Raw genomic sequence first — 12,760 nt, 5'->3', positions numbered from 1 at the left:
AAAAAACCATTAAAGAAGAATAAGTTTTTATGCTTTTTTGTATCTTTGCGCTGTTATGGTAAAAAGAATAAATAGAGTGAGCGGTCAAACGCCTTATCGGCAAGAGCTGCGTGAGCGTATTTTGAAAGCTGCCATGAGTGAGTTTTTCGAGAAAGGTATCAAGGCGGTCAAGATGGATGACATCGCCAGAAGATTATCCATATCCAAGCGCACGGTGTACGAGATATACAGCAACAAGGAGGAACTGCTGCTGGAAGGCATGAAAGCTGCCGAGCAAGACTTTGATGAACACATGAAGGATTTCAGTGAGCAGGACAACCATCATGTCATGGATACGTTGATTGAATTTTACAATTGTCAGGCCCAGCGTTTGTCAAGGATTTCTCCGTTATTTTTAGACGAAGTACAAAAGTACAAGCGTGTGCAAGCTTATCTTGAGAATAAGCATAAGAAGCGGGATGAAGATGCGTATAACTTTATTGACAGAGGCGTGAAAGAGGGCTTCTTTAGGCCAGACACTAATTATCACATCGTTGTGGAAGTAGCGCGTGAAGCCGTACGTTTTGCCATGACAAGTCAACTGTATAAGGAACATGGCTTACAGATGGTCTTTCGTAACATCATTTTATTATTCATCCGTGGAATATGCACGCTCAATGGATTAAAGATGCTCGAACGCATTGAATGATAGGTAGAAGAGGCTGTCATCATTTCTCAATGAGGCGTTTGTCATGCCTGCCATAATGTCATTGAGCCCTTTGGTAAGCAGGTGGTTGATGATGAATTTATCTTGACAACAGCCCGCTTATATTTCGCTTATTGATGAATCAACCTTCCATTGCTTCGAAATATGGTCAAAATGAGAGATATTTGTAGTTGGTTGATAATGAATGATTTGCGGTTATTGATAAGCATCTTTGCTCCTTCTGAAGTTCATCTCGGCCACAAAAGCAATGCTCTTGGTCACCAATTTGCATGCTTTTGGCAGCTTAAATCATGAAGATTGACCGTCAATATGGTGCTAAAAAAGGCTACTTTTACATCGTTTAAGCTGAAAATTCGTTTTTCCTAACCAAGATATGGCATGTTTGCATACCATCTGCCTATCAATTTTTTCTAGATTAGATATTTTTCATAACCGTTTTATTGTCATTTTATAGGACAAAAATAACGAACGAACTTTTTGAGTAACAGCAGATTGAGAGTAGTGTGAGGTTCACCATCAAATGACCAAGCATGTTTGTTAAAAAATACTAACTTCTACTGAAACAAGCCGTTTCATCGCCTTACTCTCAATCAAAATGATTACTTTTGCACTCGATTATCGGTTCCGTAGCTCAGTTGGATTAGAGCAACAGCCTTCTAAGCTGTGGGTCTTGGGTTCGAACCCCAACGGAATCACTTGAGGTTCAATGCGTTACATCCTACGCTAATAAGCCAATTCTTTCAATTTTCTTTAGAGTTCAGCACCTGAATGAGCGTCCAGCAAAATTTAATCTTTTATTTCTTTCTTGTTACGATGCTTACCGTGTGCAATGGATGCGTAAAGCCCTAATTTGTAACATTTGTAGATGAAGAGAGAAGGATGGATACCAAGCAGGTTGGTTTTCATCTTTGTTTGTGCGGCATGAAAGAGCCACCGAAGGAGTGGGGCCAGGCCCAGAAGACGAAGTTTTTGATACGTATCCAAAACTTTCGAATAGCCTTTCAATTCTTCGTGGTATAGGTTGAGCGTGTACATGGCTTCCTCCGTTTTTGACAGGAAGCTGACGTTTGATTCAAACTGTTGAAAACCAACAGGATTGTCAATGTGGTAAATGCGAATTCCGGCTGCCTCCAAAGACTTGCCAAACATCACGTCTTCATAGCCATAGGTTTGTATTCGGTCATCAAAAGGATGGACCTCCATCACCGACTTGGCCACCATGAAGTTGGAAGTGTTAAACTGTTGATAGGGTGACTTGTTGCGCTCTGCAGCCGAATGTGAATCCTCAGCCGCAGCCTCATAACGATATTTCAACGTTCCATCGGCAGGTTTCATCGGGCGTTGCACGCAGTTGCCGCCATAGATGACCATTGCCTGTCGGTCGGCTTGCAGATATTGCAGAATGAAATCGTCTCTCGTGATTTTCATGTCACTGTCCAAGAACAGCAGCCAGTGATGGCGCGCCATGACAGTGAGTATGTTACGAATTTTAGCACGTCCTACATTGATGCTTCTACTGATGAAGCGACAGTTGTTCAACGCATTGATTTCAGTAGCCTGAAGTCTGGTTTCCATGTGCGTGGATCCATCATCTATCACAATAATTTCATAGTGTAGTTTGGGTATGTTGGCTGCTTGACAAGCCAGTGCTTTGACCAAATCTACACAACAATCGTTGTAGGTAGGGATTAGGATGGATAGCTCGCTGCGATTCATGGTTGACTGAAATAATGGGAATGATATCGTTTGAGATGAGTTCAGTTGGTTGTTACGACTGCTCAGCTTTAAGGTACTGCCCCGTAAGACTTGTCTTACAGTTGGCTACCTCTTCAGGTGTGCCAGCAACAACCAATGAGCCGCCCTTGTCACCTCCGTCCGGACCTAGGTCGATGACATAATCGGCATAGTTGATGACATCCAGATTATGTTCGATGACGATGATGGAGTGTCCTCGTTCTATCAATGCGTCGAATGCCGAGAGCAAACGTTTGATGTCCAGATAATGTAGTCCGGTGGTTGGCTCGTCAAAGATAAATAAGGTAGGTTCTTGCTTCTCGCGCCCAATGAAGTAAGCCAGTTTTACGCGTTGGTTTTCACCACCCGAAAGCGTAGACGAGCTTTGTCCCAACTTGATGTATCCCAATCCCACGTCATCCAGCGGTTGCAGTCGGCTGACCACCGTTTTCTCATTCAAGTGATTGAAGAACTCAATGGCCTCTGTAACCGTCATGTTCAGCACGTCATTGATGTTTTTTCCATCTACCCGCACATCCAGTATGTCCTTCTTGAATCGTTGGCCATGGCACGCTTCACATTCCAATTCAAGGTCGGCCATGAACTGCATCTCAACGGTGATGGTTCCTGCGCCTTTACATTCTTCGCATCTGCCGCCTTCAGTGTTGAAGGAGAAGTATTGAGGTGAGAAACCCATTTGCTTGGCAAGCGGTTGATCGGCAAACAATTGTCTGATGGCATCGTAGGCCTTGACGTAGGTTGCCGCATTGCTGCGCGTACTCTTGCCTATGGGATTTTGGTCAACAAACTCTACATGCTCGATGTGTTTCCAGTCGCCTACCAGCGAAATATATTCGCCAGGCTGATCGGCTACCTCATTCAAATGTCGCTTTAAGGCGGGGTAGAGGATGCCCTTCACCAAGGTTGATTTACCCGAACCGCTAACGCCAGTCACCACATCCAGCACGTTCAGCGGGAACTTTACATCAATTCCCTTTAAGTTGTTTTGTCTGGCACCTTTCAGTTCGATGGCCATGTTCCATGACCTTCGAGAACTGGGTTTATCGATTGTTTCTTTTCCTGTGAGGTATTGGATGGTGTGAGAGCGAGAGAATTGTTTGGCAAATTGCTCCTTGTTGCGGTCAATGTCTTTGATGGATCCATTGAAAACAATTTCTCCACCCAGTCTACCCGCATTGGGACCTACATCTATCAAGGTGTCTGCGGCTTGCATGATTTCCTTGTCATGCTCCACCACAATGACGGTATTGCCCAATGCTTGTAGCTTTTTTAGCACACTGATCAATCGTTTTGTATCGCGACTATGCAGGCCAATGCTGGGTTCGTCCAGGATATAAAGTGAGCCCACCAAGGAACTTCCCAGTGAGTTGGTGAGGTTGATGCGCTGACTCTCACCGCCACTCAATGTGTTGGATTGGCGGTTGAGAGTGAGATAGCCCAGTCCCACGTCAATGAGAAACTGCAATCGGTTGTTGATTTCTGTGAGCAATCGTTTGCCAATCTCTGCGTCATGGTCGTCTAAGGCAAGTTGTTTGAACCACGCATGGAGGTTGGAGATGGACATTTCTACCAAGTCAGTGATGCTCATACCATTGATTTTCACCCAACTGGCCTCTTTCTTGAGTCGTGTGCCATGGCAGGTTGGACAAGTGGTCCTGCCGCGATAGCGACTCATCATCACACGGTATTGAATCTTGTATTGATTCTCTTTCATCATTTGGAAAAAGGCATCAATGCTCACTCGGTCACGCTCGTCTTCGTGCATGTCGGATGGTAAGCCATGCCACAACATGTCCTTTTCTTTTCTTGTCAACTCCAAGTAGGGCTTGAATATTGGGAAATTGTCTCGTTTCGCTCGTCGACAGAACTCATCTTTCCACTGGCCCATCTTTTCACCGTGCCAACATTGTACACAACCATCGTAGACGCTGAGGGTAGAGTTGGGAATGACCAGTTTTTCATCAATGCCAATGATACTGCCAAATCCTTCACAAGTGGGGCATGCTCCCAAAGGAGAATTGAATGAAAACATGTTGTCATTAGGTTCCTCGAAGGTCATTCCGTCAGCTTCATAACGCATGGAAAACTCATAAGTTATGTTGGAGGGGAAGAACACCAGTCGGCATTCCCCGTGTCCTTCGTAGAAAGCAGTCTCTGCAGAGTCTATCAATCGAGAGACAACATCCTTGGCGTCGTCAACAGACAGTCGGTCAATCAATAGGAAAATCTCATCAACCTTTGCTTTTTTCAACGCTTCTTTGTCCGCCAGAAAGTCGTCTATCCGCACGAAATCATTCTTGAACCAAAGACGAGTGTAGCCCTCCTGAATTTCCATTTCAAGCTGTTTTTCCAGCGTTCTGCCTTCAATTAGGTGCAATGGAGCCAGGATGGCAAACTTGGTTCCCTTGGAATATTGTTGCGTACAGTTGACGATGTCGTCAGTTGAATGCTTCTTTACCTCTTCGCCACTGATGGGGGAGTATGTCTTACCAATGCGGGCATAAAGCAAACGTAGGTATTCGTATGTTTCGGTTGACGTGCCAACTGTGCTTCGAGGATTGCGTGAAATCACTTTCTGTTCAATGGCAATGGCAGGTGGCAGTCCCTTGATGAAGTCACATTCGGGTTTGCTCATGCGCCCCAAGAACTGTCTTGCATAGGAGGAAAGTGATTCTACATAGCGACGTTGGCCTTCGGCATATAATGTGTCGAAGGCCAAGGATGATTTGCCGGAACCCGATAGGCCGGCTATAACAATAAATTGATTTCGGGGGATATTGATGCTGATGTTCTTCAGATTGTTGACACGGGCACCTTTTATTTCAATATATTCGTTCATTATCATGAGTTCATTGACATCAAGAACTCGTCATTGCTGTGGGTTCTTATCATTCTGTCATGAATTGAGTTCATTGCTTCAATTGGGTTCATGTCGGCAATATACTTACGCAGAATCCACATCCTATCCAATGTGGTCTTGTCTTGTAGCAAGTCGTCACGACGGGTACTCGATGCAACCAAGTTGACAGCAGGGAAGATGCGCTTGTTAGAAAGTGACCGGTCTAATTGAAGTTCCATGTTGCCGGTACCCTTGAACTCTTCGAAGATTACCTCATCCATCTTACTACCCGTGTCAATCAGCGCTGTAGCGATGATGGTCAGTGATCCACCACCTTCTATATTGCGGGCTGCACCAAAGAATCGTTTCGGCTTTTGTAATGCGTTGGCATCCACACCACCTGTTAAGACTTTACCTGAGGCAGGGCTCACGGTATTGTAAGCGCGGGCCAAACGTGTAATGGAGTCAAGGAATATCACCACATCATGCCCACATTCAACCATCCGTTTGGCTTTCTCAAGCACGATTCCGGCAATCTTAACATGTCGCTCTGCCGGTTCATCAAACGTGGATGCGATGACCTCTGCATTCACAGTTCGCGCCATGTCGGTCACTTCCTCTGGTCGTTCGTCGATTAAAAGCATCATTAAATAAGCCTCGGGGTGGTTGGCAGCGATGGCATTGGCAATATCTTTCATCAGAATGGTCTTACCGGTTTTGGGTTGTGCCACAATGAGTGCGCGCTGTCCTTTGCCGATAGGAGAGAAGAGGTCGACCACCCTTGTAGACAGATTGGTCGTTGCTTTGTCGCCACAGAGTGTGAATTTCTCTTCTGGGAAGAGCGGAGTGAGATGTTCAAATTGTATTCTGTCACGAATCTCATTAGGGTTTCTTCCGTTGATCTTGTCGATGTTGGTTAGTGGGAAGTACTTCTCTCCGTCATGTGGAGGGCGAACATGACACTGTACCACATCACCTGTTTTCAGGCCATATTTCTTGATTTGTGAGCTAGCAACGTACACGTCGTCAGGCGAAGACAGATAATTATAGTCGCTTGAGCGCAGGAATCCATAGCCATCAGGCATAATTTCCAGGACTCCATTTGCTTCAATAATGTCAGAGAAGTCGTATGCAGGCTGGTTGGAAGCGTTCGTGTTTACAGGCGTTTGGTATGAAGCCGATGGCATGATGGGTGTGGTCGGATTGTCAAACATGTCATAACTGGGAACGGCTCCTTGATCCAAGATTGGTAAGTCTTGCACAACAATGAAATCAGTACCATCGGCAGGATCTCCTTCCCAAATACCATCTGCGATAGCCTCGCGACGTTCTTGCTCGTTCTCGTTGTGCGCATTCACTTTCGCTTGTAAGCGTTCCAGTAAGTTACTCATACCAGAGTCTTTATGATATGTGCCTTCTGCGTCTGCCTCTGAAGTTTCTTCTTCCGCGTTCTCAGAATCTTTTTCATTCACCTCATCATGTGCTTCATTTGAGCGTGATGCTTCGGTATCGTCATTATCTTCTTCCTCTTTTTCTTGTTTTTCTGTATCTTCTTGGTTCTTTTCATTCTTGGCATCAATCATTGCAAGAAGTTCAAGCTCGCGTTTTGTCTTTCTCCCTCTATGCTTAGGGATGGCTGCAAGTTCTTCTTCTGGTGTTAGTTCCTTCTCCTCTTTAGACGAAGTATCTTCTTCGTTCTTGTCTTCCTCTTTGAATAAGGAAGCAGGCTCGCTTGCTGGTTTTTTCTTTTTCAGGTCGAAGTTCTCACCCTCTTTCCCATTCACCGAGTACACTCTGTCAGTTTCACGTACCGGTATGCGAATACGACGCCGCTTGGTACCCGTGGCGTTTTCATCTGTTTCTGACATCGCTTGTTTATCGAGTATTGAATATATGATTTCTTCTGGCGTATTGTTTTCGTCAATTTCGGCACCCAGTTTTTGAGCGATATCCGACAGTTCCTGGATATCTTTAGATGATAATTCGTCTTTGCTATACATTGTTGTATAATAAGTGTTGATAGAAATTTCTACGTTTCAGAAGAGAAACGACTTTGTATGTTTTTATTTGCTTGCAAAGATACAAAAAAAGAATGCAGCATACGGTCACCTGCCAATTCTTTTTACCGCCTTTAAATTTTGTTAACAGATAGCGCGGGCGTTAGACTTCTATTAACTGGTTCTCATGCCAAATGAGGCTTAAATCTATACAGAAGTCTCGTTCGTTAGATATGTTTAAGCGCTGTATGCGATGAATTACGTCCCAAATTTTGCTGCACAAGATAGAATACACTCCTATATTCATATTCTTAGAAAGCCAGGAAATAATTCAATCACCTTCAAGCCATCGTAAAATAAGAAAAAAAGAGGGGTATCATGTTGTTGATACTCCCTCTTTTCTAAATATGATGAGCTATGTTTCTTGCTTAAGATTTAGCATCAACATGCTCGGCCTTTGAATTCTCCTTCGGCTCACTTGCTACCACTTTTTCTGTAGCTTCGGCTGTATTAGGATCCTCATTGGCTGTTTCGTCTACTTCTTTATTTGAAGTACTCCAGTCCTCTTGCGATTTGCGAACATAGCTGTTATAGCGCAGTTTCGCCATATCCTCTGCAGCTTGGAATAGTTCATCGGCTTCGTGAGGATATGCTTTCTTCACAGACAGGTAGCGAACTTCACCCAATAAGAAATCGCGGAACTTGCTCCAGTCTGGCTCTTTAGAGTCGAGTACGAATGGATTCTTGCCTTCATCGGCCAGCTGAGGATTGTATCTCCACAAGTGCCAGTAGCCGCAAGCAACGGCACGAGCTTCCTCTGCCTGGCTCTTGCCCATGCCACCCTTGGCTTTCAAACCGTGGTTGATACATGGTGAGTAGGCGATGATGACAGATGGTCCAGGATAAGCTTCAGCTTCACGAATGGCTTTCAGCGTTTGAGCCTGGTCGGCACCCATTGCTATTTGTGCAACATACACATACCCATAGGTCGTAGCCATCAAGCCTAAGTCCTTCTTGCGGATGCGCTTTCCTTGGGCTGCGAATTGAGCAATGGCCCCAAGTGGTGTTGCCTTTGAGCTCTGTCCACCTGTGTTCGAGTAAACTTCAGTATCGAGAACTAAGATGTTAACATCTTCGCCCGATGCGATGACGTGGTCGAGTCCACCGAAACCGATGTCATACGATGCACCGTCACCACCAATTATCCACTGTGAACGCTTGATGAGGTAGTGCTCCAGTGTCATCAGTTCTTTGCAAGTGTCACAACCTTTCTCTGCACCTGCTTTGATGAGAGGCTTGATTTGGGCTGTAGCTTCCTTAGAACCTTGAGCGTCATCTTTCACTTCCATCCACTTCTGTACAGCTTCTTTCAACTCGCTTGAAGTATCTTCTTTTTCTGCCAATTGGTTGAGCAGGACAGCGATACGGTCACGCATCTTCTTGTTGCCCATTACCATACCCATACCAAATTCGCAGAAGTCTTCAAACAATGAGTTGGCAAAGGCCGGACCCTTACCGTCTGCATTGGTCGTGTACGGTGTTGAGGGCAGTGATGCAGAGTAAATGGATGAACAACCTGTTGCGTTGGCAAGCATTTCACGATCGCCAAACAATTGTGAAACCAATTTTACATAAGGTGTTTCACCACATCCTGCACATGCACCCGAGAACTCAAACAAAGGTTGTGCAAATTGAGAATTCTTCACATTGCTCTGGATATCAACAAGATGTTGTTTGCTCTTCACATTCTTGGTGAGGTAGCTCCAGTTCTCAATCATCTTCTCGTCGCGTGTAAATGGCACCATGTTCAACGCCTTACCTTGTTTGTTGCCAGGGCAGACATCGGCACAGTTACCACAACCTACACAGTCGAGCACACTTACCTGAATGCGGAAGTTCATGCCAGCCATTGGTCTTGGAACCTTCATAGCCAGGGTCTTGTCATTGAAGCCTTTTACCTCTTCCTCATCCAATACAAATGGACGGATAGCTGCGTGAGGACAAACGTAAGCACATTTGTTACACTGGATACAGTTTTCGGGTGTCCACTCGGGGTTGAATGCTTCAACGCCACGCTTCTCATAGGCAGACGAACCATTCAGCATGGTACCGTCAATCATATCGTATTTCACGAAATCGGATACTTTCAGCAAGTCGCCATTCTGTGCATTGATAGGACGTACGATTTCCTTGATGTATGCCGGAACATCCTCTTCTGGTGCTTCTTCGTCATCTGCAAGGTCTGCCCATGCCGGGTTAACCGTCAATTGCTGATACTCCACACCGCGTTCTACAGCGGCATAGTTCTTGTCAACGATGTCCTGTCCCTTGTTACCATAAGACTTCACGATGAACTTCTTCATCTGTTCTACGGCAAGATCAACAGGAATCACTTCGGTGATACGGAAGAAGGCACTCTGGAGAATGGTGTTGGTGCGGTTGCCCAAACCAATTTCTTGCGCAATCTTCGTCGCATTGATGTAATATACAGTAATGTTGTTTTGAGCAAAGTAGCGCTTCAGTCTGTTTGGAATGAAGTTTACCAACTCTTCTCCCTCAAATACTGTGTTCAAAAGGAAGGTACCATTCTTGCGCAGACCGCGAATCACGTCATACATTCTCAAGTATGCCTGAACGTGGCAAGCCACAAAGTTAGGTGTGATTACTTTGTAGGTAGAGTGAATGGGCTGATCGCCAAAGCGAAGATGTGAGCAGGTGAAACCTCCTGACTTCTTCGAGTCGTATGAGAAGTAGGCCTGACAATATTTATTGGTATTATCACCGATAATCTTCACAGAGTTCTTGTTGGCACCTACAGTACCGTCGGCACCCAGTCCAAAGAACTTAGCTTCGAACGTTCCTTCGGCTCCCAGAGGAATGTCTTCGAGCAAAGGAAGTGAAGTAAAGGTCACGTCATCAACGATACCAACCGTAAAGTGGTTCTTCGGCTCGTTCATCTCCAGGTTGTCAAACACAGAGATGATGTGGCTTGGCGTGATGTCAGCTGACCCCAGTCCATAGCGTCCACCCACAATCAGTGGCTTGTTTTCTACGTCATAGAAAGCACTCTTTACGTCAAGGTACAGCGGTTCGCCTTCGGCACCTGGCTCTTTCGTGCGATCCAGCACAGCAATACGCTTAACAGTCTTTGGCACTGCGGCCAACAGGTGTTTAACAGAGAATGGACGATAGAGGTGTACCGAAATCATTCCGACCTTCTTACCTTCCTTCAACTGGTGGTCAATCACCTCGCGAGCGGCTTCGGTAGCCGAACCCATCAAGATGATGATGTTCTCTGCATCCTTAGCTCCATAATACGAGAAGATGTGGTATTCGCGACCTGTAAGCTCGGAGATTTGTTTCAGATAGCCTTCCACAACATCTGGCACATCCTCATAATGCTTGTTGCATGCTTCGCGATGTGTGAAGAATGTTTCTGGGTTTTCAGCCGTACCACGAGTTACTGGGCGCTCTGGTGTCAGTGCGCGGTCGCGGAAACGTTTGATGTCGTCATAGTCAATCAACTTCTTGATTTCCTCTTCGTCAATCATTTCAATTTTTTGGTACTCATGCGAAGTACGGAAACCATCGAAGAAATTGATGAAAGGAATGCTTGTCTTTAAGGTAGCCAAATGAGGTACAGTCGACAAATCCATCACCTCTTGAACGGATCCAGCGCAGAACATGGCGAAACCGGTTTGACGGCAAGCCATTACGTCAGAGTGGTCACCAAAGATACACAATGAGTGTGTGGCAATGGTACGCGCCGAAACGTTGATGACGCAAGGCAGCTGTTCGCCAGCTATCTTGTACATGTTTGGTATCATGAGCAGCAAACCCTGCGATGCTGTATAGGTTGTGGTTAATGCGCCTGATTGAAGAGAGCCATGCACAGCACCGGCTGCGCCTCCTTCCGACTGCATTTCTTGTACCGTAACCGTTTGACCAAATAGGTTCTTTCGTCCCTTGGCAGCCCATGTGTCAACATGTTCGGCCATAGGAGAAGACGGTGTGATGGGGTAGATGGCAGCTACCTCAGAAAACATGTAACTGATATGAGCTGCGGCTTCGTTACCATCACAAGTGATAAACTTTTTTTCTTTTGCCATTTTGTTATAAATAAAATATGAATAAATGTTTCGTATGAATCTTTTAATTCTTTACTATCATTCTTGTTCTTTTGTTGCTGTATTTATTTGTTCGCTTGTCTTGATTCGCCCCTCTGTCGCCTGTCAATATAGAAAACCAAACAGCCATAGGGGGATGCGGTTGTCTTGTCCCACCTCTGTGTTGTATCGGGCGTAGACGGTATCACTGCTGTAATGTATTTTATGTTCGCTCTTTGCATCGCAAATTCTAAACTTCTGTTTGCCGTCAACCAGGTAGAAACGGTCTTTGCCAGCTTGGTTCACTGCGTGGTCTTTCCACATGCAGTTCACGAAGAAAGTTTCCATCAAGTCTTGTGTATCTGCCTTATTCGGATAGATGACATATTGCAGATTGGTGTTGTGCATCATCACTTTGCTGGGCTTCTTCGGGAAATCTTGGCCCATAGGATAGATGATATTAATCAATCGGGCATCGGCCAAGTATTTGATGTAATTCATCACCGTAGCGCGACTTGTCTGTATCTCGTGCGCCAGATTGCTGATGTTGGGCGCACACTGCCCTTCAGTGGCCAACAGGTAGAACAGCTTCTTGATTTTTGTGAGGTATTTCAGTTCGATTTGCTTGATGAGCAGAATGTCTACCTCCGTCATCATGTTCATGGTCTTCAGCAGATTCTCCGAGAAATTGCGATTCTCCAGAAAGAACGGATAGAAGCCATGGTGGATGTAGTCCATGAAGTATTTCGCCGGACTGGCCTTTGGCAGGATTTGTTTGATGATGTGTTCGTGATTCGTGAGTATCTCGTCAAGCGTGTAAGGCGTAAACTGGTTGTTGGTTTTGAGGTTGAGAAACTCGCGAAACGAGAACCCTCGCAGGTTGTAACTCTTCACGATGCCGTTCAGTTCGGGATTCTCTTCCTTGAGCCTCATCACGCTCGAGCCGGTGAAAATCACCTTCAACTCCGGAAAACGGTCGTGGCATCGCCTTAGCTCCTCACTCCAGTTTGGCTGCTTAAACACCTGATCAATGAGCAGCACCTTACCGCCCTGCTGAACAAATTGCTTCGCAAAATCATCTATTCCGCAGCCTTGGAAATAGAAGTTGTTCATGTTGATGTACAGGCAGCGGCGATCAGTACTCTCAAAATTTTCTTGTGCATATTGTAATAAGAAAGTGGTCTTTCCCACACCTCTTGTCCCCTTGATGCCAATCAAGCGGTCGTTCCAGTCAATCTCATCCATGAGGGTGCGACGAACTGGCGCTTTGGTGTGCTCTACAAGGCTTTTGTGGGTGCGGAAGAAAGATTCCATTTCTAAATCCTTTTAAATTGCATAATCGTCACTGCAAAGATAC

Annotated in this window: 6 protein-coding genes and 1 tRNA gene; 2 read left to right on the top strand and 5 right to left on the bottom strand. The window is 45.4% G+C overall.

The window, feature by feature from the left end; all coding sequences use genetic code 11:
• Positions 1-55 precede the first annotated feature (55 nt).
• Positions 56-688, top strand: coding sequence for a TetR/AcrR family transcriptional regulator (locus HMPREF1254_RS03405; RefSeq protein WP_051331269.1), 633 nt, complete (start codon positions 56-58; stop codon positions 686-688).
• A 638-nt stretch (positions 689-1,326) separates the two neighbouring features.
• A tRNA-Arg gene (locus HMPREF1254_RS03400) sits at positions 1,327-1,401 on the top strand.
• A 91-nt stretch (positions 1,402-1,492) separates the two neighbouring features.
• Here the strand turns inward: HMPREF1254_RS03400 and HMPREF1254_RS03395 are convergent.
• From HMPREF1254_RS03395 to HMPREF1254_RS03375, 5 genes are all read right to left on the bottom strand, one after another.
• Positions 1,493-2,422, bottom strand: coding sequence for a glycosyltransferase family 2 protein (locus tag HMPREF1254_RS03395; protein WP_023057234.1), 930 nt, complete (start codon positions 2,420-2,422; stop codon positions 1,493-1,495).
• Positions 2,423-2,474: 52 nt separating this feature from the next.
• On the bottom strand, positions 2,475-5,300 hold the full coding sequence (uvrA, locus tag HMPREF1254_RS03390) for an excinuclease ABC subunit UvrA (protein WP_036890926.1): 2,826 nt from the start codon (positions 5,298-5,300) through the stop codon (positions 2,475-2,477).
• Positions 5,301-5,302: 2 nt separating this feature from the next.
• A complete protein-coding gene (gene rho, locus HMPREF1254_RS03385) occupies positions 5,303-7,300 on the bottom strand; it encodes a transcription termination factor Rho (RefSeq protein ID WP_023057252.1) in 1,998 nt (665 codons plus the stop codon).
• 425 nt (positions 7,301-7,725) lie between these two features.
• Complete coding sequence (gene nifJ, locus HMPREF1254_RS03380; protein ID WP_023057255.1) at positions 7,726-11,406, bottom strand: pyruvate:ferredoxin (flavodoxin) oxidoreductase; 3,681 nt, start codon at positions 11,404-11,406, stop codon at positions 7,726-7,728.
• 123 nt (positions 11,407-11,529) lie between these two features.
• Positions 11,530-12,717 (bottom strand): ATP-binding protein, encoded by a 1,188-nt coding sequence (locus tag HMPREF1254_RS03375; protein ID WP_023057257.1) that lies wholly within the window; start codon positions 12,715-12,717, stop codon positions 11,530-11,532.
• Positions 12,718-12,760: the final 43 nt, after the last annotated feature.

This window comes from Prevotella sp. BV3P1 (genome assembly GCF_000479005.1).
Taxonomy (GTDB): domain Bacteria; phylum Bacteroidota; class Bacteroidia; order Bacteroidales; family Bacteroidaceae; genus Prevotella.
This window is presented reverse-complemented; position numbering and strand designations above follow the sequence as displayed.